This is a genomic window from Vibrio sp. HENC-03 (assembly GCF_000305755.2).
In the GTDB taxonomy this organism is placed as follows: Bacteria; Pseudomonadota; Gammaproteobacteria; order Enterobacterales; family Vibrionaceae; genus Vibrio; species Vibrio owensii.
Window position 1 is genome coordinate 16,340 of record NZ_JH976047.1, and the last position, 23,147, is coordinate 39,486.

At 44.5% G+C, this 23,147-nt stretch carries 21 protein-coding genes and 1 pseudogene; 14 read left to right on the forward strand and 8 right to left on the reverse strand.

From position 1 onward, the window contains the following. Nucleotides 1-135 precede the first annotated feature (135 nt). A complete protein-coding gene (gene clcA / locus VCHENC03_RS25070; RefSeq protein WP_005435622.1) occupies nt 136-1,542 on the reverse strand; it encodes a H(+)/Cl(-) exchange transporter ClcA in 1,407 nt (468 codons plus the stop codon). 697 nt (nt 1,543-2,239) lie between these two features. Between clcA and VCHENC03_RS25065 the strand changes: the two genes are divergently transcribed. Further along, the gene (locus tag VCHENC03_RS25065; RefSeq protein WP_009704069.1) at nt 2,240-2,800 is read left to right on the forward strand and encodes a hypothetical protein; all 561 of its coding nucleotides are present in this window, start codon (nt 2,240-2,242) and stop codon (nt 2,798-2,800) included. A 42-nt stretch (nt 2,801-2,842) separates the two neighbouring features. Here the strand turns inward: VCHENC03_RS25065 and VCHENC03_RS25060 are convergent, their stop codons facing one another. Then, entirely contained in the window at nt 2,843-3,256 is a 414-nt protein-coding gene (locus tag VCHENC03_RS25060) for a helix-turn-helix domain-containing protein (protein ID WP_009704070.1), read from the reverse strand. Between the two features lie 96 nt (nt 3,257-3,352). Between VCHENC03_RS25060 and VCHENC03_RS25055 the strand changes: the two genes are divergently transcribed. The 5 genes from VCHENC03_RS25055 to VCHENC03_RS25035 all read left to right on the forward strand — a co-directional run bounded on the left by VCHENC03_RS25055 (nt 3,353) and on the right by VCHENC03_RS25035 (nt 9,157). After that, entirely contained in the window at nt 3,353-4,261 is a 909-nt protein-coding gene (locus VCHENC03_RS25055) for an aldo/keto reductase (protein ID WP_009704071.1), read from the forward strand. Between the two features lie 309 nt (nt 4,262-4,570). Next, a complete protein-coding gene (locus VCHENC03_RS25050; protein WP_005425987.1) occupies nt 4,571-5,575 on the forward strand; it encodes a response regulator in 1,005 nt (334 codons plus the stop codon). Further along, a complete protein-coding gene (locus tag VCHENC03_RS25045; RefSeq protein ID WP_005425904.1) occupies nt 5,575-6,015 on the forward strand; it encodes a PAS domain-containing protein in 441 nt (146 codons plus the stop codon). Before VCHENC03_RS25050 ends, VCHENC03_RS25045 begins: the two co-directional genes overlap by 1 nt. A gap of 109 nt (nt 6,016-6,124) precedes the next feature. Continuing rightward, nucleotides 6,125-7,660, forward strand: a complete 1,536-nt coding sequence (locus tag VCHENC03_RS25040; protein WP_009704072.1) for a bifunctional ADP-dependent NAD(P)H-hydrate dehydratase/NAD(P)H-hydrate epimerase — start codon at nt 6,125-6,127, stop codon at nt 7,658-7,660. 453 nt (nt 7,661-8,113) lie between these two features. Further along, entirely contained in the window at nt 8,114-9,157 is a 1,044-nt protein-coding gene (locus tag VCHENC03_RS25035; protein WP_009704073.1) for a GMP reductase, read from the forward strand. Nucleotides 9,158-9,228: 71 nt separating this feature from the next. On the opposite strand, the gene VCHENC03_RS25030 is transcribed toward VCHENC03_RS25035, so the two are convergent. Then, nucleotides 9,229-10,146 (reverse strand): LysR family transcriptional regulator, encoded by a 918-nt coding sequence (locus VCHENC03_RS25030; protein ID WP_009704074.1) that lies wholly within the window; start codon nt 10,144-10,146, stop codon nt 9,229-9,231. A gap of 245 nt (nt 10,147-10,391) precedes the next feature. Here VCHENC03_RS25030 and VCHENC03_RS25025 point away from each other — a divergent pair, with 245 nt between their 5' ends. From VCHENC03_RS25025 to VCHENC03_RS25020, 4 genes are all read left to right on the forward strand, one after another. Next, nucleotides 10,392-11,828, forward strand: coding sequence for an amidohydrolase (locus VCHENC03_RS25025; protein WP_009704075.1), 1,437 nt, complete (start codon nt 10,392-10,394; stop codon nt 11,826-11,828). A 70-nt stretch (nt 11,829-11,898) separates the two neighbouring features. Further along, on the forward strand, nt 11,899-12,534 hold the full coding sequence (locus VCHENC03_RS0125145) for a trimeric intracellular cation channel family protein (RefSeq protein ID WP_050554353.1): 636 nt from the start codon (nt 11,899-11,901) through the stop codon (nt 12,532-12,534). Nucleotides 12,535-12,672: 138 nt separating this feature from the next. Then, nucleotides 12,673-12,948 (forward strand): ANR family transcriptional regulator, encoded by a 276-nt coding sequence (locus VCHENC03_RS0125150; RefSeq protein ID WP_020195985.1) that lies wholly within the window; start codon nt 12,673-12,675, stop codon nt 12,946-12,948. A 217-nt stretch (nt 12,949-13,165) separates the two neighbouring features. Then, the gene (locus VCHENC03_RS25020; RefSeq protein WP_157620986.1) at nt 13,166-14,212 is read left to right on the forward strand and encodes an XRE family transcriptional regulator; all 1,047 of its coding nucleotides are present in this window, start codon (nt 13,166-13,168) and stop codon (nt 14,210-14,212) included. A gap of 42 nt (nt 14,213-14,254) precedes the next feature. On the opposite strand, the gene VCHENC03_RS28145 is transcribed toward VCHENC03_RS25020, so the two are convergent. Both VCHENC03_RS28145 and VCHENC03_RS28190 read right to left on the reverse strand, forming a co-directional pair. Next, a complete protein-coding gene (locus tag VCHENC03_RS28145; protein ID WP_331405941.1) occupies nt 14,255-14,611 on the reverse strand; it encodes an acyl-CoA synthetase in 357 nt (118 codons plus the stop codon). A gap of 471 nt (nt 14,612-15,082) precedes the next feature. Continuing rightward, a pseudogene (locus VCHENC03_RS28190) lies at nt 15,083-15,391 on the reverse strand (LEM-3-like GIY-YIG domain-containing protein); the annotation flags it as partial. A 183-nt stretch (nt 15,392-15,574) separates the two neighbouring features. On the opposite strand from VCHENC03_RS28190, the gene VCHENC03_RS25010 reads away from it, so the two are divergent. Further along, entirely contained in the window at nt 15,575-16,837 is a 1,263-nt protein-coding gene (locus VCHENC03_RS25010; protein ID WP_009704080.1) for a metal-dependent hydrolase family protein, read from the forward strand. Nucleotides 16,838-17,334: 497 nt separating this feature from the next. Here the strand turns inward: VCHENC03_RS25010 and VCHENC03_RS27655 are convergent, their stop codons facing one another. Then, on the reverse strand, nt 17,335-17,496 hold the full coding sequence (locus VCHENC03_RS27655; protein WP_009704081.1) for a hypothetical protein: 162 nt from the start codon (nt 17,494-17,496) through the stop codon (nt 17,335-17,337). A 235-nt stretch (nt 17,497-17,731) separates the two neighbouring features. Further along, a complete protein-coding gene (locus VCHENC03_RS25005; RefSeq protein ID WP_009704082.1) occupies nt 17,732-18,052 on the reverse strand; it encodes a hypothetical protein in 321 nt (106 codons plus the stop codon). A 206-nt stretch (nt 18,053-18,258) separates the two neighbouring features. On the opposite strand from VCHENC03_RS25005, the gene VCHENC03_RS25000 reads away from it, so the two are divergent. Then, the gene (locus VCHENC03_RS25000) at nt 18,259-19,347 is read left to right on the forward strand and encodes a sensor domain-containing diguanylate cyclase (RefSeq protein WP_009704083.1); all 1,089 of its coding nucleotides are present in this window, start codon (nt 18,259-18,261) and stop codon (nt 19,345-19,347) included. A gap of 147 nt (nt 19,348-19,494) precedes the next feature. Further along, nucleotides 19,495-20,493 (forward strand): AraC family transcriptional regulator, encoded by a 999-nt coding sequence (locus VCHENC03_RS24995; RefSeq protein ID WP_032801929.1) that lies wholly within the window; start codon nt 19,495-19,497, stop codon nt 20,491-20,493. 47 nt (nt 20,494-20,540) lie between these two features. Here VCHENC03_RS24995 and VCHENC03_RS24990 read toward each other — a convergent pair whose 3' ends face one another. After that, a complete protein-coding gene (locus VCHENC03_RS24990) occupies nt 20,541-21,992 on the reverse strand; it encodes a coniferyl aldehyde dehydrogenase (RefSeq protein ID WP_009704085.1) in 1,452 nt (483 codons plus the stop codon). Nucleotides 21,993-22,538: 546 nt separating this feature from the next. Between VCHENC03_RS24990 and betI the strand changes: the two genes are divergently transcribed. After that, nucleotides 22,539-23,138, forward strand: coding sequence for a transcriptional regulator BetI (betI, locus tag VCHENC03_RS24985; RefSeq protein WP_009700210.1), 600 nt, complete (start codon nt 22,539-22,541; stop codon nt 23,136-23,138). Nucleotides 23,139-23,147 lie beyond the last annotated feature (9 nt).

Sequence of the window (23,147 nt, forward strand, 5' to 3'; positions counted from 1 at the left end):
ATATTATAAGTAAATATCAGAGAATGGGAATTTTGTGAGTTTGGTAGGGAAATTTTGTAGAGAGATGCAAAAACGCAGAATTACTGGCTCCAAACTAACATCTTATGTGGAAGATAATTTGGAGCCGATATTAAGTTAGGCTTGGTTTTCCGGTAGGTCTTGCTGACGTAGCTTGTCATTTTTAAGCGTACGATGTAGCAACTGGCTGTAAATCGGTTGCCCGCCAAGTAACTGCGCTACGATTACTGCACCTAAGCTAGTAATGATGAGAGGCAGAATTAAGTAGTAGTTATTTGTCATCTCGATTACCAGCAAGATGCCAGTGATTGGAGCACGCACTGTCGCTGCGAATAACGCTCCCATACCTGCAATGGCAAACACGCCAGGTTCAATCGTGAGAGAAGGTAATAACATGTCTGCGCTGGCGCCAAACGCGTAGCCAAATAGCGTACCCAGCGCCAACATTGGTGCGAAGATACCGCCCGGAGCACCTGAACCAAAACAGAGTAAGGTTGTGATAACACGACCAACAAACAGCATAACTAAGATCGAGATTGAGTAGTTACCATTGGTAATGTCCGGAATCAAACCAATGCCACCGCCAGTAAGTTGAGGAACATAAAGCAGTAGCAAGCCAAACACACCACCCAAGACAGTGCCAGTGATTAGGTAGCGTTTACGGTCGTTCTTGTGCAGAGCAACAAAGCTGTCTTGTGCGATAGTCACCAGTTTGTTGAAGATGACACCAAATACACCGAATAGAGAACCAAGCAGTAGGAATAGCCATAGTGATTGTAACTCTGGCGATTGATACTGTGGCATGGTGATAACCGCGGCTTGGCCATTAATGGCGCGAAATACAATGTTTGCCATGATCGCTGAAATGATCACCGCTCGGATAGAAATCAACGAGTAGCGAAATTGAGGGCGCATTTCCTCAACCACAAACATAATGCCTGCTAATGGCGCGTTAAAGGCAGCGGCCAAGCCACCTGCAGCACCAGAGGCTAACAATGAGTGGCGTGTATCATCGTCTTTAATACGGAAGATGTCAGTGACCATGCGACCAACGGCACCGCCCATTTGTACGGTAGGACCTTCGCGACCCAAAACCATACCTGAACCAAGCGCACCCATACCGCCAAAGAACTTCACTGGAATAACACGCCACCAACGTACAGGGCGGATGTTATCCATTGCGCCTTCTATCTCAGGAATACCTGAGCCAGATGCTTCAGGCGCAAAACGGTGAACAAGGTAGTAACCGATAAATGCCAAGGTTGCACTGATTAGAATCGCAGCAAGCCATAAAGGCAGTACGCTACCGATTTCGCTTTTTAACCACTCGGTACGAGTTTCTGAAACAAAGTGAACGGCAATTTCGAAGTAGGTGCCGACAAGACCTGCTAACGTACCAACGATTGCGGCCATAAATAGGACGGAAAATGATGTTGGCGTTGACCCTCGAGAGACAAACTGGTTAATCGCATCTTTAGGTACGTGCGCTAACACAGATTTCACAATTCTCTCGCGTTTGGTCATTAACAGATTCTCCTAGACTACTAATTGGAAGGGACGAAAGAAATTATACGCTCACGAGAGTCTAGACCTAATCAATAAAGATGCAATTTAGCTTTCCACTATTGAGCAGTTCAAGCGTCTATTGTGCAAATATTGATAAATATTGTGCTATTGATCCCATATCTCACGCTATTTTTTTATCGAGTAACCTTGTTTTCTGAGCAAAATGAACCATGCTTTAAGTGTAAAGCAACATGACTGCTTCAGAAGGAGGGATGTGAGGTTTTACACACAATTTGGATGGATTCAAACCCTACAGAAATTCCTCGTTATTTGTTCGGGATGCATCAATAGACTTCCCGATTCGCATACTCACGATTGAGTCACGAGGCAGAGGCGCACGCAAGAGTGCGCCTTTTTAATGCCTGTCTAAACCGCACGCCTATTCACTACTCCGCCTATATAAGTGTCTGCACAGTTGTCTAATAATAACCGTATGAAGTATTGATAAATATAAATGGTATGCTATTCTGCTGTCTCGTAATGGTTCTCAGCGTGATGGACTACGCGGTTTATGCTTTATACAAAGATTGATGCGGGCTAGAAGGTCCGCTTTTTTTGTACCCGAAATCCGACATAGTCACTTGCTTCTCGCGCTACTTACAGCAAAGATAAAGCTCTTTCATTCATCTTCTCGAGTCAAATCGATAGTACCCCTATGTTGCGTTTCTCATTCTTCCTGTTTCTTTCTTTAAGTTTGTTTTCTCAAACCGCAAATGCACGAGATGCATGGTGGCAAATCATATTATCTGAAGCGCCTTTTGTTGAGGTTCAACAAACCTTGCAAGAGGGTGGTGACTGGTACGGATGTGAGACGCAGGAAAGCGAAGGTGCATTCTGCTTGGATGATTTTCATTATTACCACCAGCACCTTTACGGAGAAGCAACGATAGAAGAAAAAGTGATTCGTCTAAACTTTCTCACGGACTATCAACCTCAAAACTTGAGTGATGTGATACTGAATCTGAGAAAAGATGGGTTGGTGATGAAGCGAATTGACATTCAGGGCGAGCAGTACGATATAGCTGCGGCTTTAAAACAAAACTCACCAGAAGCTGTCGACAAAGCTCTAATTCTGTTTATCAACCGCTACTCTCAGCATGCGCCGCGAAGTATTGATTGGGTGTTAGCTGAAGAGTTTGAATCGCCAACACCGAGAGTACGTGTCACGTTAAACAGTGATGGCGAAATGATTGAGCTTAAGGTTGAGCGCTTTTAAAGGGGAAGTTAAAGCGTCGTGATACAAACATCGTTTAAAGGTTTAGTTTTGCGCGGTCTTGTTTTCATCATGCAACGAAAGAAAGGTCGCCATCGCTGATTCATCCAAAAAACCATCTGACTTTTTGTGTGCGCGCAGGTACTGATACCCTGCCACCAACTTGCGGTGCTTGGCTTCTTCCTCTTCTGATATCGTTCCATTCATCACGTGTTGGAAGGCCAGTTTATAGGCCTCCATGTCCACGACTTCCGCTTGACGGTATAAATAGCCGCAACCTGTGGCTAACCATTCCAATGAACAGTTGGCTCGCATGGCGATTTGATTCGCTTTAGCTAAGCTTGGTTCGCTGCCTTTGAGGTATTTGCGAATCAAAGCTTCAGAAACGTCCACGCGTCGCGCAAAACCACTGATGCTTTCTTCGCCAATTAATGTCGCGAGTCGTTTGGCAAAAGACATATTTCGTACTCCAGTTCGAATTGCGAAAGTTTACCCGTTGAGCGAGCGGTAAAACAAGACTAGGATGAAAGCAGATCAAGAAAAGGAGATAAACCCATGGTTGCAAAAGTAGTGACTGCACCAAACGGTCCAGAGTTTTCTGAACTGGTACAAGGTTATTGGCGTGCGGTAGATTGGGGTATGAGGGCGCAAGAGCGTTTGTCGTTCCTAAAGCAACACATTGAGTTAGGCATTACCACCGTCGATCACGCTGACATCTACGGTAACTACGAATGTGAAGCGCTGTTTGGTGAAGCACTCGCACTGGACAAAAGCGTTCGTGAGCAAATTCAGATCGTGACAAAGTGCGACATCAACTTGTGTGGTGACAAAACGCCAGAACGTAAGATCAACCACTACGACACCAGCGCTGCGCACATCTATCAATCCGTTAACAACTCGCTTGAGCGACTAAAAGTCGACGAGATTGATGTTCTTCTTATCCATCGTCCAGACGTGTTGATGGATGCTGACGAGGTTGCAGAAGCGTTCTCTGAGCTACATAAAGTGGGTAAAGTTAAGCACTTTGGTGTTTCTAACTTCACGCCTCGCCAATTCGAGCTTCTTCAATCTCGTTTAAGCAAACCTCTTGTGACTAACCAAGTGGAAATCAACCCACTGAACTTTGAAGTGGCACACGATGGTACGCTAGATCTACTTCAAACGCATCGTGTTCGTCCAATGGCATGGTCATGTTTGGGTGGTGGTTCAATCTTTACTGGTGATACGGAGCAAGCGGTTCGTGTTCGTAACGAGCTAGAAGCTATCCGAGAAGAAGTGGGTGCAAACAGCATCGACGAAGTGATTTACGCTTGGGTACGTCGCTTGCCTTCAAAGCCGATGCCAATTATTGGTTCTGGTAAAATCGAGCGTGTGCATAGTGCCGTTAACGCGCTAAGCATTGAGCTAACTCGTGAGCAATGGTACCGAGTTTGGGTTGCATCAAAAGGTCACGGTGTGCCATAGAAAGCGACCAGTGAACAAAAGACTGAGGCACTCCAAAGAGGGTGCCTTTTTTATTTCTGTTTATCTTAAATGGCAGCAACTTTATAAACGCAACCCCTTGCGTATCAAGCCTTGTAGAACTTTTAATCATTCCTGACTGATGTCACTAAATGTATAGGGAATCGAATTTTTTCTTAGTTCATTGGTTCACTCAACTATTCATATTGCGTATGCTTACCCAGTAAACAAAAAACGAAGACTCTTAGTCTGTGTAGCAGTAACAATCTGGTAGAATTCCGCACAGATTGTTGAATATTTAAAGGTGGTAGCATGTCTTTTCCTGTACTCATCTGTGATGATTCTGCGTTAGCACGCAAACAGATGGCAAGATCACTGCCAGCAACATTGAATGCAGACGTGACATTTGCCATCCATGGTAAAAATGCGCTCGAAGAGTTAGCGCAAAAAGAATTTAAACTGATGTTTCTTGACCTCACCATGCCAGAGATGGACGGTTTTGAAACATTAGAAAACATGAAGCGCTTGGGCATTCAAACGCCTGTCGTGGTTGTGTCTGGTGATATTCAACCAAAAGCAAAAGAGCGCGTGTTTGCTCTCGGTGCGAAAGCATTTATTCAAAAGCCGATTGGTAAAGATGAGCTTAAAGCGACGTTAAAAGAGCTGATCGAGCCGAATGATCGACCGCAAGTCATCACACCGACAACCATAGAGTTGCCGATTCTCCGCCGTCGCGACATCTATATGGAAGTGGCGAACGTTTCTATTGGTCGTGCTGCAGATGCGCTCGCTCGACACTTTGATGTATTTGTTCAGCTTCCATTGCCAAATGTGAATATCTTTGAAGTCAGCGAACTGCACATGGCTTTGCGTGATCTCGCATCTCACGACAATGTCTCTGGTGTTTGCCAAGGCTTTTGTGGTGAGGGCATCGCCGGCGAAGCGTTAGTGATCTTAAGCGACTCCAGTGTTTCTGATCTTAAGAAGCTGATGAAGGTGCCAGCAGACAGCGAAGAGTTGGAAGAACTAGAGCTGTTGATGGACATTTCCAATATCTTGGTTGGATCATTCTTGAATGGTTTGGGCGAACAGTCTGAAGTCCGCTTTTTCCAGAGTTCACCAGTGCTGCTTGGTCAGCATATTTCCATCGATTCTATTATCGAGTCGACAACAGGTGCATTTAGTCGAACCATGACATTCGAGGTCAGCTACAACATTGAAGGCACTTCCATCCGTTGTGACCTACTGTTCATGTTTGTTGATGAGTCACTGCCGTTACTGGATAACAAACTGTCGTACCTAATGGAGGATTTCTAATGCTGAACTTACCTGCAGAATTTGAACAATTCCATTGGATGGTCGACATGGTTCAAAATGTCGACATGGGCTTAGTTGTTATCGATAAAGATTACAATGTTCAAGTCTGGAATGGCTTTATGACTCACCACAGCGGTTTGCAATCTCACGAGGCAATTGGTCGTTCGATCTTTGATATCTTCCCTGAGATCCCGCAAGAGTGGTTCAAATTGAAAACTAAACCTGTTTACGATTTGGGGTGTCGAAGCTTCATCACGTGGCGTCAGCGTCCATATCTGTTCCGTTGCCGCAATGTTCGACCAGTGACGCAACAAGCCGAGTTCATGTACCAAAACGTGACGCTAAACCCAATGCGAACCCCAACAGGGAAAATCAACTCGTTGTTCTTATCGATTCAAGATGCAACTGCCGAAGCCTTGATGTCGCAGCAGCAAACTTGACGTCGCAACAGCAAAAATAAAGCTTGAGAAAATAAACACGCAAAAGCCGAGGTTCGCCTCGGCTTTTTCGTATACTTAAATCGTGTCTTCTAAAACGCAGAATATCAATATGGACTTTAATCTCGCCCTTAAGCTCTACACCGCAGAGCAAGTCAGAAACGGAGAAATACTCGCCGCTCAAATGGCAGGCGTCTCAATGTACAGCCTAATGCAGCGTGCAGGAATGGCGGTATACGAACGATTTCTTCATCTTTACCCAAGGGCACGAACCGTGCTGGTGGTCTGCGGTAAAGGCAACAATGGTGGCGACGGGTACGTGTTTGCCACGCTCGCCAAACAGGCGCAGTTGAATGTTCGTGTCTTCCAGCTAGGCGACACCACATCATTGAGAGGGGATGCGTTGCGAGCGTTTGAAGATTGGCAATCTGTGGATGGCGAGAATAGCTCTTGGGATGATTGGCACACAGCACTTTTAGAGGCGGATGTAATCATCGATGCCATGCTTGGGACAGGGCTCTTAGGTGAAGTAAGGCATGAGTATCGCCGCTACATTGATCAAGTTAATCAAATTCATTGTCCGGTCATCTCAATCGATATTCCTTCGGGGTTAAGTGCAGACACCGGTTCCGTGCTCGGAGATGCCATACAAGCGGATCATACGGTGACCTTTATTGGTGTGAAGCAAGGCTTATGCACAGGGCAGGCGAGAGACTACGTTGGTGAGCTGCATTTTTCAGGCTTGGGGGTAAACGTTGAGTTCGAGTCGATTGAAGAAGAAAGTGCGTTGGGCATCGACCATCAAATCATCAAAAGGCTACTACCAAAAAGAAAAGCCACAGCCCACAAAGGGAATAATGGCAAGCTCTTATGTATAGGCGGTAATCAAGGCATGTCTGGCGCCATTCGTTTGTGCGCCTCAGCCGCAGTAAGAACAGGGGCAGGGTTAACCGCCGCTCTCACACACCCAAGCTCATTGTTGCCACTGCAAGTTGGTGCGCCAGAAGTCATGAGTCAGGCTATTACGTTTGATGAGTTAAAAGAGGCAGATAACGAACTGATTAAACGGACACGTTGGGCGGACGTTTTGGCTTTCGGTCCCGGTTTGGGTGAGGATGAATGGGCGCATCAAGCCTATCAATACTTATCTCAGCAGCACAAACTGAAAGTCGTTGATGCCGACGGGTTGAATATTCTTGCGATGCTGAATCAGCGTAATGATGTCGTGGTTTTACGAGATGAGCTACGCGTTATGACGCCACATCCAGGAGAGGCAGCACGTTTACTTAATGTCTCTACAAAGGACATAGAGCAAGATCGCTTTGCCGCAGCAAGACAACTTCATGAACGTTATGGAGGTGTCGTTGTACTTAAAGGGGCGGGTACGCTTATCTATGATGGCGTGAGAATGTACGTTTGTCTCGCCGGAAATCCGGGAATGGCCAGTGGCGGTATGGGAGATGTGTTATCCGGTGTCATTGCCGCACTGCTTGCCAAAGGCTTACCTATTGCTGTTGCTGCACGTTTGGGAGTCATGCTCCATAGTCACGCTGCGGACATTAATGTTCAACAAAAAGGCGAAATTGGCTTATTAGCAAGTGATGTTATTGAATCACTTCGATGCGCTATAAACGTCACAGAGAGCTAGTGCGTGCTTGATACACTCAAAAAAGTGGCAGAAAAGTGATGTGGAGCGTGAAAAAAATTAGAAAATTATTCTTGTACAAACCGACTAATAAGTATCGTTCGGTGTGATTTTGACCGTTTATGAGAGGTTGAACGGTAAAAATCCCGTTGTTTAACGCAAAGGTTTGCGCAAAGGATAAAATAAAGGGTGGTTTTAACTATTTGATATTGTTAATAAAGCTATGATTTTGGAGAGTAGTGAGGTGTTTTTGATATGCGATTTCCAAGATGGTATCACAAAAAAAAATCAAATATCAGACTTGTAGGAAATAAATCACGACCTATAATGCTGAAAACCGGAGCGTCTGCCAACGCTCCGGTTTTTTTGTGTCCGAAGAACAGTGAACTCGTCTGCCAACGACTTCACTACGCACTCTGAGATGACACATATACTTATGAATCAAGGAATTACACAATGCGTATCGAACAAGAACTTAAGTTAGGTTTCAAAGATGTACTGTTTCGCCCGAAACGTTCAACCCTTAAGAGCCGTTCTCAAGTAAATTTAACCCGCGATTTTACATTCAAGCACAGTGGCCGTCAATGGTCTGGTGTACCTGTAATTGCGGCGAACATGGATTCGGTTGGTAGCTTCGCAATGGCGAAGGCACTAGCAGAGCATGGTGTAATGACCGCTGTTCACAAACACTACACAGTAGAAGACTGGGCAGAGTTTGCGAAAACAGCTGACAAAACAACACTAAACAACGTTATGGTGTCTACTGGTACGTCTGATGCAGACTTCCAAAAAACCAAAGACATCATGGCGATCTCTGATGAGTTTATCTTCATCTGTATCGATATCGCGAACGGTTACTCAGAGCACCTAGTCGAGTACGTACAACGTGTACGTGCTGCATTCCCAGACAAAGTTATCTCTGCAGGTAACGTAGTAACTGGCGACATGTGTGAAGAGCTAATCCTAGCGGGCGCAGACATCGTTAAAGTGGGTATCGGCCCAGGTTCAGTATGTACTACACGTGTTAAAACAGGTGTTGGTTATCCTCAACTTTCTGCAATCATCGAGTGTGGTGACGCTGCACACGGCCTTGGCGGCATGATCATCGGTGACGGTGGCTGTTCATGTGCGGGTGACGTTGCAAAAGCATTCGGCGGCGGCGCTGACTTCGTAATGCTAGGCGGTATGCTAGCAGGTCACGAAGAGTCAGGCGGTGAAGTGATCGAACAAGACGGCAAGAAGTTCATGAAATTCTATGGCATGTCTTCTAAGAGCGCGATGGACAAGCACTCTGGTGGTGTTGCTGGCTACCGCGCAGCTGAGGGTAAAACCGTACTTCTACCATTCCGTGGCAGCGTTCACGGTACTATCCAAGACATCCTTGGTGGTGTTCGCTCAACATGTACTTACGTAGGTGCAGCAAAGCTTAAAGAGCTAACCAAGCGTACTACCTTCATTCGCGTACAAGAGCAAGAAAACAACGTATTCGGTAAAGAATAAGTTTTTGCTTAAATAGAAATAGATAGATTAAGAGCCGCAGTTTGCGGCTCTTTTTGTATCTATGTTTTCTGTTATACATCATTCAGTTGCAGTGCTTTAAAATGGTCGATGTAATCATCTACTGCTTTAAGTACCGACTTTTTGATTTCAAGAATTTGTTTAGAGTGCGGATTCCACAAAGCAAAAGAGAATTTTAGTCCGTGTTTGAGTTCTCGAGGTTTAAGTGGCTGCAAGTTTTCTGTGACGTATTGAGACTCTGAAAGCACCTTTGGTAACCATGCCCAGCCTAAGCCACATTGAATGAGTTTGATCGTGAGTGCGAGTTGATCAACTTCCTCATTGTCTGCCGATACAATGAGCTTTTCTTTTAACCCTTCATGCACAAATGCTCTAAGAACAAATTGTCTGGTAGTTCTGAGCGCATTTAATACTTCATCATCTGGCAATTGGGAGAGGGGACTGCCTTTTTTAACGAACGGCAAAAATTCCATATGACCGATAAAGGTAGCGTCTTTACCATACATTCCTTTGCCTTGATCAATGTGTACTAAACCAAAATGAATATCGCCATTATTAATACCCTCCTCAACTTCCGCTTTTGTTTTTACTAGAAAATTCACCTTCATATTCGGGAAGTCGTTAGCAAGCTGCATTCGAATGGTCGCGAGCATCCCGTGGGGCACAACGCTTGAGTGGGCAAAGGTGATTCCCTCCAGTCCTCCATAGGCCAGGCTAAGGGCGATTTTGTCAAAGGTGTCAGATTGCGCAATCGTTGCTTTGGCGTAATGGTAGAGCAAGTGTCCTTCTTCGGTTGGTTCGACATTACGACCAATTCTCTCAAACAGTTCTACCGCGAGAATATCTTCCATGTTGGCGATAACTTGGCCTGTTGTCGTGCGATGTTTACCAAGTTTGGCTGCTGCTCTGCTAAAGGAGCGCTCTTCATACACCGTTACAAATGCCAGTAATTGTTCAATGCTGGTGCTCATATCGGATACTTCCTTTTCCTCGATGTCGTCTATCTAAAACTTACCACTACGCTTATAAACTGCCATTCATGAAGCTTATTGCTGTGACGTAGTCGAGTTAGTTTGGACGGATAGCATCCGTCATAACGCATTTATTGCGTTTTAAATTCATCGCTAATATGAACTGCATCAACACGCAGGACATGGCGATGAACCAATGGTGCTGCGAATTATTTCCATATCAAATCACCAATAAGGTAAACACAATGACTGATTACACCAATATTGACCGCGAAGTAGAGCAACTATCAGAGGTTATTTGGGGAATGGCATCTCAGGTCTGGGATTATGCAGAGCTCAGCTACGAAGAGTTTGAAAGTTCGGCGTTAGAAAGCTCTGTTCTTGAAGCGCATGGTTTCACTATTGAACAGCGCAATATTGCTGACCTAGCAACATCTTGGGTGGCGACGTGGGGGCAGGGCAAGCCTGTGGTTGGCTACCTTGTCGAATTTGACGCTTTGCCAGATTTGGGCAATGACACGGTTCCTCACAAAACACCGGCTAAAAGCGGCAACACAAATGGGCATGGTTGCGGTCATAACCTAATTGGTTCTTCTTCAATTGGCGCTGCAATTGCACTCAAGCAACATATGAGTAAAGAGGGCATTCAGGGCACAATCAAGGTTTACGGCTGTCCTGCGGAAGAGTCACTTAATGGTAAGAACTACATGGCAGCGACCGGTGTGTTTGATGAGCTTGACGTATGTCTGCATAACCACCCAGCTATGGTTAACGCGGCAGTAAACTTCCATTCTACCGCTTCTATCGATCTTATTGTCGAGTGGCACGGTGTCACGGCGCATGCTGGTGCTGCTCCTTGGGACGGCCGAAGCGCGCTTCATGCTGCTGAAGTATTTATTGTTGCGGCCAACATGATGCGAGAGCAATTGGAGCCAACAGGCCGTCTCCATTATCAGATCCTTAATGGCGGTTCGGCTGTGAACGTGGTGCCTGACTATGCAAAAGTGTTAGTGCGTTACCGAGGAAAAAGCGCGGAGAATGTTCGTCAACACAAAGCGTGGTTAGAGGACATTGCAAAAGGTGCGGCATTGGCGACTCAAACCACAACGGAGGTGACAAACCTAGGCGGTATCTACGACTGTTTGCCAAATGATGTATTAGCAAGCTCTATCACCGAGCATCTGAATCGTTATTTTCCATTGAGTTGGACGCAAGAGGAGCAAGAATTCGCTAAGAGCATTCAACGAGAAATGGGTAAGCCTGAAGACGGTTTAGCGACCGATGTGATGGATGTACCACAAGGTATTGAAGTCGGTGGCTCAACGGACGTTGGGGATATTAGCTGGAATGTTCCAACAATGGGAATTGTTTACGCGGCTTGGCCTTTGCATATTCCACCACATCAATGGGGTTGTACGGCTTGTAACGGTATGAGTATTGGTCAGAAAGCAGGGCTGAATGCGGCACACGTCCTTGCAGCACAAGGGTTAGAGTTGATGACAAATACTGATTTATTAAAACAAGTTAAAGCAGAATTTGAGAACAAAAAAGCGGGTCGTGAGTATGTTTCATTGAACGACACTGTGACGAACCCACGCGGCATACTTAATGATGAGCAAGTTCATCACTATGAGTGTTGCCTACACACTGCGCTAGAACATTTAGGCGTGTGTCACCACTAATGACAATGGCGGGTGAGGTCAATCTTCACCCGGAATCCTTCCTATGTTTTGCTGGCGAGAGAGTGTGGACATGTTTATTACGACAGTTTTTTTGATTGAGACCATTACGGTTCTCGGTACGGCTGCTTTTGCTTTGTCAGCAGTTTTTGCTGCAAGTGAAAAGAAAACCGATGTTTTTACCGTGCTGGTTTTAGCCGTCACCACCGCTGTTGGAGGCGGCACCATACGAGACTGTATGCTAGATGTTCCAGTATTTTGGTCTCAAGATATTTATCTCGTCTGGATTGCCATAGCGAGTGGTTTGATTGGATTTATTTGCTTTTCTCTCATAAAGAAAAATTGGATGAATAAAGTCAATCTGTATGTCGATTCTGTAGCGCTAGCAATGTTCTCAATTCAAGGAACAGAAAAAGCGTGGAGCTTAGGTTTTGGTCTACCCGTTGCTCCTATTCTCTTGGGAGTAATTACTGCGGTAGGTGGTGGGATAGTCAGAGACGTTTTGATTCAGCGTCCAACCTTGTTTTTATCTAAAGAGCTTTACGCTATTCCTGTGGCGATAGGTTGTACACTGCATGCGGTTGTCTTGTCTTTCGCGCCACAACTTGCTGACTTCAGTGCGGTGGGAGCAATCGTCTTGGTGATATACATGCGTCACCTTACTATCAATAAACATGTTCAGGTTCCAAGTTGGGCGATCATGAGATAACCACGTTCGAATTGAGCTTGCCATTCGATCAAAAAACGCGAAAGTTGCATTATTAAAACTAAATCGTTCTTGAATGCTATTTATGGTCTTTATCCATTCCTTAAGATGACTTTTTGTTACTGGCTCACGGAGGAAAATGTGCCTAATAAAGATTATCTTGAGTTGGCGAAACAAGCTGCTGCAAATGAAAGGGAATATGAGTGGGGATTAGCGTGTGAGTTTTGGCTCGCAGCTGCAACCAAAGCACCAGAAAATAGTAGCAATAAGCATTGGGCATTGTTGCGGTCGGACTTCTGCCGAGGGCGTACTCGAGAAAATGGCTTTTACTTTCCATCGGAACCTTCTACTCAAATCAGGGAGAGTAAAATTGCAATGAGTAGTCTTTCCTCTTTCAGAGGAACGGTGTTTAGCTAAATACCCTTTTAAAATAATCAAAAAAATGACACGGAACGAGTCTCTCATGTTTTCTGTGGTTCTTTATATTCTGTCAGAAAATTCTGAGAGTGGTGCGCACATATATCTAAAAAAGATAAAATTAAATAATCTCCTTTAATAGTTAGCCGCATTATTTAATAAAGAGCATCAATAGAAATGCTCTGCAGGAATAATGTGATATCTGTTCTAAATACTCATGTCAGCAATGGATATTTTGATTGAAAGGGGGAGTCATATGGCGTATTGCTTTAAAGACGAGTTAAGTCGTTGGGTTGAAACGAGAGGCATTTCTCGAAAAGATGTTATTGCATTACTGCAAAACAACTATTACGAAGAGTTCAAAGGACTAGACTCTATTACCTTGAGTAGGTGGTTTACTGGAAAAAGCGTCCCACCAATCTACAAACAGTTCTATATCGCTAAGTGTTTGGAAATGGATTTGGTGGAAGTTCTATTAAGAATGGATCTTTCTAAAGCTCGTTACTCGAACAAACATGATGTGGTGATCAGCACACTCGTAAAAGCGCTCGATTTTTCAATATCTAACCTCTCGTACCGTAAGGTATCTGGGCCACCAAAGAGTGAAATTAAATCGCTGTCTTTGAATGAATACGCGGATATGTTTAAAGAGTTTAATCACAATATCTCTCCTTTGGCGCGTTTTTATCAGGATCTGCAAGACAAAGGCAATGATGTTAAATATCAATGTGTTTTGATTAAAAACGAGCAAGAGGCCATTGTTGGTCATTGGTATGGCCTTGTGAATATCGATAGCATTAATGGCCTCCCTTCCTTTATTAGTATGTCTCAAGAAGAGGCGGAAAAAAGCTGTCTGATTGGTGTGGGGTACTTTACAAGTTCAGACCACTATTTTGAGTTGATTGTGCAGGCTCTTTGTTATTACTTAATTCGTTATTCAAGTAAGAAAGATTATGCGTATTTCTTTATTGTCGATTTTCAACCCTTAATTGCCTTTAGCAAATTGGTTTTTAATGCGGAAGAAGTAAAGTACTACCCACCAAAAGAGAAGGGCAGCATGGGCGTATATCTGTTTAAACACAATATTGTTAAGTCTATATCCAATCCTGTCTTGTTAAAGAAAGTGAAAGACAAACTAGAGTGCCTAGCGAATTGTGATCCTGATTGTAATTTGTGTAATCTACGGGATTTTAAGAAGGTTAACTCTCCCGACATCGCTAGAATACCTATCGTAGACATGGTTGAAACAAGAGATCATGTATAGATGACATCGAATTAAGAGCCGACAACAGCGGCTCTTAATTTATTAATCAATGCGGGAAAATAACTCTTCATCGGTTAGATAACGATGACCTTGACCAAGCCCCGATATCTTTTTAAACATCAGCGCTCCGTGCAATTCAACGCAAAGATCTTTTTCGCTAACGCATGTACCACCAACGAACACATAACGGCCTTCGCAACCTGTGTCGTGATTCGGATTGGATGTTGGTGTTGACACCTCGGCGCTGACGCCGTCTACGATACAAGCGATTTTACCTTTCACGACACCGATTACACGTTTTACCCGATGCGCTTTTTCCCCGCACTTCCATGCTTGGCGTGTTCCCCATTCATAACCATATTTTTCTTTGCCTTTCTGGATATGAACAATGAGATTCAATTTTTTGTCGGCTGAATCAATAGGATCTTGTACGACTTTCTGCGGCGGCATCGCTTGAACAACAGATAAAGGTGCATCACAGTTTAGGTATTTAATTGGGTTTGCTGCGCCTTGTGGGAAGTACGAAGAAATGGCTTTGTAGCGAAGCTGTTCTCGAACGGCGTCACTCGCTAACTCACCAATAAAACCCCAACGTTCTTTTCCTTCAATATCGACAGGATACCAAGACTGGATCTTGTAAACTTCGCGAGTTAACCCACGATAGGTTGCGACTGCATAGGTAGCGGTATCTCGTTTGCTGCCAATGACCCAAGCTTCTCGGGTTGCGTCATAGAGTTCTTCTTGTGTAATTTCACGATAGTACTTTCTATTGATGTTTATCAGTACGATAGGCAACGAAGTGTCTAGTGGCGCAGCACTATACATAGCGATAATCTCATCAGTCGTTTTAATGCCAAAATCGCTAGAGTAATGACCTCCCTGTAAGTTAGACAGGTTGGTTAAGCCTATAAAATCGATTAAAGCGGCTTCGACTTCAAATGCTGCAGCTTCTACCAATCCATGCCTTAATACATAGTGCTCTACTTTGTAGCCTGCACTTAAAATGCTTCGTATAGTGTCAAGTTTGTCGCTAGAGCTTTCACTTTCTAATGCACATTCTGCATGGTTAAAGATTCGATTACCTTTGCCTTTACCAACGTAGAACACCTTGCCGTCACGCGGGTCTCGTAAGAAGTAGACATAATATTTCAGTTGTTCAATGACAGATTGAGAAAACATAACGGGGATTATCCGCACAATAGGTTAATAAGAGTGGTCATGCATATTTAAATGGCGACGGAATCTATCACGAAAACTTACTTAAGTCTTGAATGATTTGACTGTCGCGAAATGGCAATTCTATTTCCGAGTCACTCGATATGATGCACCTGTATTGAGACAACTGACTCGGAGATAGAAACCATGAGTATCGTAATTAAAAATGCAAACGTGTTTAACGGTGTGGATGAGCAACTTCTGAAGAACGTGGACCTTCTGATTGAAAACAACTTGATCACACAAATCGGGAAAGTGGATGACTCGAATGCTGAGCAAATCATCGATGCAGAAGGCAAAACGGTGATGCCTGGCCTGATTGATGCGCACGTACACATCACGCTGTCAGCACCATTTAATGTGATTGATACTATGACACGTGAAGAAGTCGCGATTCGATCCGCGAAAATCTCAGAAGAGATGTTGATGCGCGGTTTCACGACCATTCGTGACGTGGCAGGTAATACATTAGGTTTGAAAAACAGCATCGATAACGGTTATGCAAAAGGTCCGCGAATTTTGCCTTCAATGGCAGCCATCTCGCAAACGAGTGGTCATGCAGACTATCGCCAAAACCAAGCTCAAGAGCGTTTAGCGAATGGCCACGAAGATTCGCCAATGATGAAGCTAGGCGCGATGAAAGTAGCAGATGGTCGTGCAGAAGTATTAAGAGCTGTTCGTGAACAGCTATTTAAGGGCGCGTCACAAATCAAAATCATGGCTGGTGGTGGTGCGTCTTCTACCTTTGATCCACTTGATACGCTGCAATACACGCTTGATGAGATGAAAGCAGCGGTAGAAGCAGCGAGCGACTACGGTACTTATGTCGCGGCGCACATTCATACGCCAGATGCGATGCGCAGAGCTGCTGAGGCAGGCGTGATGTCATTCGAACACGCAACGATTATGGATGACGACATCGCTCAGACGATTAAAGAAAAAGGTATTTGGGTGATCCCTTCATACTTTACATCCTCATTAATCGCTGAGCGCAAAATCCCACTACCGAATGAGGAGACTTACCGCAAAACCGAACGTGTTGGTAAAGCGATGTTTAAGTCTGCCGAGCTAATTAAGAAGTACGATATTCAAAACCTCGCGTTTGGTACAGACTGCGTTGGCGAGACAAATGTTCACGCAACACAGCTAAATGAGCTGGGAGCGATTGAGAAAACGTTCGATACCATCACGGCACTTCGTATGGCGACGTCAAACTGTGGTCGTTTGTTCGAGATGTCGACTTACCAACACCCATACCAAGAAGGTAAGTTAGGTCAAATCGTGGAAGGTGCTTACGCAGACTTGTTGATCGTCGATGGCAACCCTCTAGAAGGTGTGGAATGTGTGGCAAACACAGAGACACAGAAGTTGATCATGAAAGACGGTGTTGTGTACAAGAACACGCTATAAATCTTACAACCTCCTAGGCAAAGGCGCTCACTGAGCGCCTTTTTTGCGTATTAAGAAAAGTGAAGCTCAACTTGTGAACGGTTTTTAGACGCAACCTTAACCTAGCTATAAAGCCGTTAAACCTTCCTGCCAATATCGTCACAAGATCACCTCACGTTGATTCTTAAAGCTCCTTGTTAGTCATTTTAAATTGCCTATCCAGAGTGCCTCAGAACGTTTCTAGCATTGAACTTTTCATTGACCTAGCTCCCTAAGAGCTTAAGTAAAGCGCCTTGAATGATTCAGCATAGGAGCAAATAAGAGGTACCGTTTCTCTTCTTAGTTTTTTCATAACCTGCATTGGTTGACTGTGTTCTGAGCGCCAAGTGCAAAGAAGGAGCGATGGGAGAAAAGGGCGTGATAGGGAATTGAACTTGGGGATAGGACATACAAAAAACCGCACCTTGAAAGGCGCGGTCCTAGTTAAAAGTAATGTGATAGAGTGAGTTCGAATCAGCTTACTTCATCACATAGCGGTAAGTTTTGATTGCCAACCAAGCAAAGGCTTTGAATAAAATTTTTATGGTCTTGAAGGCAACTTTACCAATGGTCAGCATCAGCTCACCAGCAACGGTTAGGCAAGTGTGTAGATCAGTTTGTTTGAACTCTGCGTAAGTCATGTTGGTCTCTCATTTTTTAAGTGGGGACTCCTGTCGCTCAATGCATACCCTGTAGCGGTATAGTAGAAATAAGCGTGAATGGGGACTTACCATTTGGCGCCACTTTGCACGTAAAGATAAAAAAGTAATATCGATCGGGGTGGTTATAAATAGCTGGGGTGAATTTGTAATGAGTGGATTACAGATACAAAAAAGCCACCACTAAACAGTGATGGCTTTAAGGATTTTGGTTCGATTAGTATTTTACAAACAACATCTTTCTTAAGCTATTGCATCGTGATTTATCCAGTGGGTCGCCAAGATATTCTCCATCTTCAGCGGCTTTCTTCATTACTAGGGCTCTCGCTCGATCACCGCTGTCTAGGTCTTGATACTCTTCCAGTGTTTTGAGCTTCAATAAACGGTATTTCGATTTGTCTTTGCCAGAGGCGACGCGATCGTAGCAGTAACTCATCGCTCCTGCATTTGCGCCAATCTTGCTGGCGTCGGTAATCGCATAAGCGTTAAAACCAATAGTGCTTGTAAGTAAAATCAAAAGGGCATTACGTGCTTTCATTTCTCTTTCCTAATTCAATCAAGTTGCTGAATAAGATAAAGGGCAACGACGTCTAAAAATTGCCATTAAGCGACATTAACGAAGAAACGAATAGCGATGATGGTTTGTCAGCGGCATGTCAGTGATTAAGGTGTGGCGCAAAGTGGTAAATCTTAACAACCTGAATTCAATAACCTTTGCTCATCGAATTATTCGGAGCACGCATTATGAATGCGAGAAAATTTACTGACGATACCAAGCGCAAGTTACTTCCGTTTGTTTATCTATTGACGCTGACTGGCTGGGGGATTTACACGCTCACACATGATTACAGTTGGCAGGCATTATTGCTGTTCGTTATCGGTTTATTGATGGTATTACGCAACTACCACTTAGAAAGTGAACGCATTGACGAAAAGATCGCGAGTATTGCTGCGCACTCGGTGATTGGTGTCGTCATTCTCGACCAAGATTTACGAGTCGATTTTGCGAACAAGAGTTTTTCTAAGCTGACAGGTTATACACGCGAACAACTGAATGGTGAAAACCTGCAACAGTATGGCTTCAGTTGTTTGAACAAAGCAATGACGAAGTTAGGCGCGAAAGCCAACTGGAAAGGTGAAATCAAAGTGACCAATCGTTTTGGTGACCATCTGACGCTAGATACGCACATTACTCATTATAAAATGGGGATGGGAATGAGCGACCGTTATGTGCTTAGTTTCCGAGACATCAGCCATCGAGTGCGGTTGGAGAACAAACTGAAGAACCTTGCCGAAAAAGACCCACTAACGGGGTGTTGGAATCGCCGTCGTTTCGACAAGGAGTTGGCGCGTCATGCGAGTATTGCTGATCGTTACGCGGTGTCTAATACCGCATTGGCCATTATCGATATAGACCACTTCAAGCAGATTAATGATAAACACGGTCATGATGTGGGGGATGAGGTGATCAAAGACCTCGGGAACTTGATGAAAGCACAGTGTCGAGAGACAGACATTGTTGCACGTGTTGGCGGTGAGGAGTTTGCCATCATCATGCCAGAGACTAATACTCGCAATGCATTTGAAGCGATTTATCGTCTTAAAGAAATTATTCAATCGAAAAGTGTATTGGGTATTACGATCAGTGGCGGAATTACGACGATCAACCGTTCTGTAGAGCAAAGCTATCGCCGAGCAGACAAAGCGCTGTATCGTGCGAAAACATTGGGTCGAAATCGAGTGTGTAGCTCGGAAGATGAATCGATACAACAAGCAAGTGCCAAGGCTGAACTGGGCAAGAAACATAGCTCACATCAATGCAATGTGCTTTGACTATCTTCTCAGCATTGACGCTCTATACTTCTATCAGTACTCTCGCTTAAAAGGAAATACCTGAATCAGGAAGTTATGGTTTATGCATAAGTGCATGATTGCATTAAAATTCAAACTCGTAAGCCTTGTTCACCTACAGAGACGCTTATGAGATCGATAACCAGCGTACGATTGATTTGTGATGCCGCACAGAAGCGAGGTATTCCTTTAGAGGAATGCTTAGCGGGCACAGGGCTGACAGAGCAAGACCTTGTCAAAGACGATCTTAAACTCACCATGCCGCAAGAAGTCGCGGTGATCGAAAACTACGTCAAACTGGTGCCAAGTGAAGTGGGGCTCGGTGTTGAAATAGGTCAGCAAATGCATGTGAATGTGTTCGGCATTTGGGGATTTGCGATACTAACCAGTCCGACGATGCGTGCGGCGTTCAACACAGCAATCGACTATGTCGCGCTCTCTTTGGTGATAGCCAAACTGACTTTCAAAGAGACGCAAGAAGGTGGTGAGCTGAGTTTTGGTATGTCTGGTTTGTCTGAACGAGTAACGCCTTTCATCTTAGAGAGGCATACCGCCGTTACGCTTAACTTTATGCGTGAAGCATTACCTTTGCCCGCACTGGATGACCTTTATCTGAAAACCACGCTAGATAACCCGGACCACATCGACAAACTTAGTCAGGTTCTTGGTATTCATGTTAAAGGCGGGCAATCACACCATGCGTTGGTGATTCCTCATTCTATGCTCAATCAACCGCTACCAAAAAGCGATCCGGTTACCTTGAAGTTCTGTTTGGAACAGTGTGATGCCATTGTGGCTCAGGGAGAAGACGAAGAGAAACAGTGGACCGAGCGCGTAAAAGAAGTCGTTCTCGAAGATATTGCAGAAGAGAAGACGCTCAGTGCGGTCGCCGACAAACTCTCAATGACAGAGCGAACCTTAAGGAGACGTTTGAGTGACGAAGGGACAACTTATCGAGAACTGTATGCCAACACGCGTTTGACCATTGCTCGACAGTTACTTGAGGCTTCTTGTTTGAACGTAGAAACCGTCGCATGGCGAGTAGGGTATGCCGAGCCAGCCAGCTTTATTCGGGCCTTCGTAAAGCAGTTCGGTTTCTCACCTGGTAGTATTAAGAGAACGTGTTGATCACAAATAGCCCTAATGACTCTTAGCGTCATTAGGGCTATTTGGTTTTAGAATTTCTTCAGACGATTCAACTGAAAGTTGGTGAAGAAGTTGAATATCTTATTTCCCCAAGGTGCAGAGATGTACTGGCTCGCATCGAAGCGACCTTTGAGCACAATCGATTTGGCTTTCGAGAAGTTCAAGAATCCTTCTTTGCCGTGGTAGTGCCCCATGCCTGAAGGCCCTACACCGCCAAAAGGCATATCATCGACCATGGTATGGGTCATCACTTCATTGATACACACGCCGCCGGAATGAGTGTTTTCTACCACTTTCTCAATGCGGCTCTGATCCCAGTCGAAGTAGTACAGGGCAAGCGGTCTATCCTTGCTTTGGACGTATTGAATGGCGTCATCAAGCGTTTCGTAAGGTACTAGCGGCAAAATTGGACCAAAGATCTCTTCACGCATCACTCGCATGTCGTGAGTGATATTCTTAACCACATGCATAGGCAGTTTTCGAGTCCCAGAGAAGTTTTCGTTTGCTGGGTTTATCACCATCACTTCTGCGCCTTTTTGTTTCGCGTCAGCAATGTTGTCAGTCAATCTATCGCGCTGCCTCTCTGTAATAATGGAGGTGTAATCCGGGTTGTCACGCATGGTTGGATAATGCTTGGAGATGGCGTTTTTGAATGCTTCTGCAAACTCATCCACCTTGCCATTTGGCACTAAAATGTAGTCGGGTGAAACGCAAACTTGCCCAGCGTTGAGACCTTTACCAAAAGCGATACGTTTAGCTGCTTCTTCGATAGGGAAGTCTTCGTGGATGATGGCAGGAGATTTGCCGCCCAATTCTAGGGTCACAGGAGTCAGGTTCTGTGCTGCCGCTTGCATTACAATGCTACCAACCTGAGTTGAGCCAGTGAAAACAATATGGTCAAACGGTAATTTGGTGAATTCGGTCGCGACTTCAACACCACCATTGACCACGACAACCTCGTCAGATGTGAAATATTCGGAGATCATTTGCTTCATCACTTCACCCGTCTTTGGGGCAAATTCAGAAGTTTTGATCATTGCCAAATTACCCGCCGCCAGCGCACCAGCCAAAGGTGATAAACCTAAGAAAATAGGGAAGTTCCAAGGCACAACAATCCCAACAACACCGAGTGGTTGGTAATGCACTTTAGTTTTCGCGCCAAATAACATCAAAGGTGTTTTGCGACGAGATGGTTTCATCCACTTACGCAGGCTTTTCTTGTTGTAATGAATTCCTTCAAGAATAGGCAGAAGCTCGATCATCAAGGTTTCAGCACTTGAGCGCCCATTGAAATCTTGATCTACCGCGTCTATGAGACGGTCTTGATAGGCTAACAAAGCCGAGTGCAGTCTTTGAAGACGTTCAATACGCATGCCAGCGCTTGGATTTGGAATGGTTAAGAAAGCACTTTTCAATGTTTCTAACGTTGGACGAAGCGCCGCTTCTGGTTGGTCAATGTCGTAAAGTGGTTGAGCTGACATATCTGACTCCTCATTAGTATCTGCGTTTATGGAATTCAGTATGTCTTTAGCAAAGTGAACTTCACATGTTGATAGCGGACATTTTATTGTCCAAACCGGACAACAAAAACAAAGAATGTCATCAAACTGAACGATCTTGACTGCCACAAGGTGTTTACATCCTGGTGCAATGAACTTGATGTGATGAAGCGGCATGTCATTCCTTGGTCAATTAATAAACTTAAAAATAAAATGTGTAGAAAATATTTGAGTTCATTGCATTTATCTTTGTTTGTACTTTTGATAAGCACGGGGTTTTCATGAGTCTTTGCGTCTATAACTTGCGCTATAAATACTCTAATTGTTGATTTTAATGGTTTTTGTGTTTCTGTTTTTACGTGTTAAATCTTCATAAACTCTCTCTTTTCTCAAGTTTTAATAATGATTGTTGTCGAAATGATTCGGCTGTTTCTGTTGTTTTTTGTAGATAATTAGTTTGAGTTCGAACTAAATTTGAGGCATTTTATATTTAACTAACCGTTCAATTAAAAATAACAAGGATGCAAAATGCCCAAGGTTGGGATGCCTGAAATCAGAAAACCGCAGCTAGTCAAAGCGACGATGTCGGTCATCGACAGAGTAGGTTTGCACGCCGCGAGTATCTCGTTGATCAGCAAAGAAGCAGGGGTATCAACAGGGATCATTAATCACTATTTCGGTGGAAAGCACGGCTTGTTAGAAGAGACCATGCGTGAAATCCTGCGCCAGCTTTCTGCCACCATCAAAGAGAACTTAAGCCAGCTGCCAGCTGATGCGCATCATCAACGTATTAATGCCATCATCGACGGCAACTTTGTGGGCTTCCAAGCCGAGAACCAAGTGGCAAAAACTTGGTTGGCATTCTGGTCGTACTCCATGCATGACGCACAGCTCAAACGTCTGCAACGAGTGAATGAACGACGCCTCCTTTCTCACCTAAAAAAAGAATTAAAAGCTTTGCTGGATCAAGACCAAGCAGAGCTAGTAGCGCATGGTATTGCGTCACTGATTGATGGCATTTGGCTGCGCGGAACGCTCAACCCGCAAGGCATCGATGCCGAGAAAGCTCGCGTCATCATTAACGACTATCTCGATAAACAGCTCACGTTCTACTCAAAACTAAAATAAAGAGTCAAA

What these genes read in the sequence shown, in the direction of transcription:
- VCHENC03_RS27655 (WP_009704081.1), bottom strand. Translation starts at nt 17,496, where the DNA reads ATGACTTACGCAGAGTTCAAACAAACTGATCTACACACTTGCCTAACC.
- VCHENC03_RS25005 (WP_009704082.1), bottom strand. Translation starts at nt 18,052, where the DNA reads ATGAAAGCACGTAATGCCCTTTTGATTTTACTTACAAGCACTATTGGT.
- betI (WP_009700210.1), top strand. Translation starts at nt 22,539, where the DNA reads ATGCCCAAGGTTGGGATGCCTGAAATCAGAAAACCGCAGCTAGTCAAA.
- VCHENC03_RS25040 (WP_009704072.1), top strand. Translation starts at nt 6,125, where the DNA reads ATGGACTTTAATCTCGCCCTTAAGCTCTACACCGCAGAGCAAGTCAGA.
- VCHENC03_RS25030 (WP_009704074.1), bottom strand. Translation starts at nt 10,146, where the DNA reads ATGAGCACCAGCATTGAACAATTACTGGCATTTGTAACGGTGTATGAA.
- VCHENC03_RS25045 (WP_005425904.1), top strand. Translation starts at nt 5,575, where the DNA reads ATGCTGAACTTACCTGCAGAATTTGAACAATTCCATTGGATGGTCGAC.
- clcA (WP_005435622.1), bottom strand. Translation starts at nt 1,542, where the DNA reads ATGACCAAACGCGAGAGAATTGTGAAATCTGTGTTAGCGCACGTACCT.
- VCHENC03_RS25000 (WP_009704083.1), top strand. Translation starts at nt 18,259, where the DNA reads ATGAATGCGAGAAAATTTACTGACGATACCAAGCGCAAGTTACTTCCG.
- VCHENC03_RS25035 (WP_009704073.1), top strand. Translation starts at nt 8,114, where the DNA reads ATGCGTATCGAACAAGAACTTAAGTTAGGTTTCAAAGATGTACTGTTT.
- VCHENC03_RS25020 (WP_157620986.1), top strand. Translation starts at nt 13,166, where the DNA reads ATGTCAGCAATGGATATTTTGATTGAAAGGGGGAGTCATATGGCGTAT.
- VCHENC03_RS25060 (WP_009704070.1), bottom strand. Translation starts at nt 3,256, where the DNA reads ATGTCTTTTGCCAAACGACTCGCGACATTAATTGGCGAAGAAAGCATC.
- VCHENC03_RS25010 (WP_009704080.1), top strand. Translation starts at nt 15,575, where the DNA reads ATGAGTATCGTAATTAAAAATGCAAACGTGTTTAACGGTGTGGATGAG.
- VCHENC03_RS25065 (WP_009704069.1), top strand. Translation starts at nt 2,240, where the DNA reads ATGTTGCGTTTCTCATTCTTCCTGTTTCTTTCTTTAAGTTTGTTTTCT.
- VCHENC03_RS24990 (WP_009704085.1), bottom strand. Translation starts at nt 21,992, where the DNA reads ATGTCAGCTCAACCACTTTACGACATTGACCAACCAGAAGCGGCGCTT.
- VCHENC03_RS25050 (WP_005425987.1), top strand. Translation starts at nt 4,571, where the DNA reads ATGTCTTTTCCTGTACTCATCTGTGATGATTCTGCGTTAGCACGCAAA.
- VCHENC03_RS25055 (WP_009704071.1), top strand. Translation starts at nt 3,353, where the DNA reads ATGGTTGCAAAAGTAGTGACTGCACCAAACGGTCCAGAGTTTTCTGAA.
- VCHENC03_RS25025 (WP_009704075.1), top strand. Translation starts at nt 10,392, where the DNA reads ATGACTGATTACACCAATATTGACCGCGAAGTAGAGCAACTATCAGAG.
- VCHENC03_RS24995 (WP_032801929.1), top strand. Translation starts at nt 19,495, where the DNA reads ATGAGATCGATAACCAGCGTACGATTGATTTGTGATGCCGCACAGAAG.
- VCHENC03_RS0125145 (WP_050554353.1), top strand. Translation starts at nt 11,899, where the DNA reads ATGTTTATTACGACAGTTTTTTTGATTGAGACCATTACGGTTCTCGGT.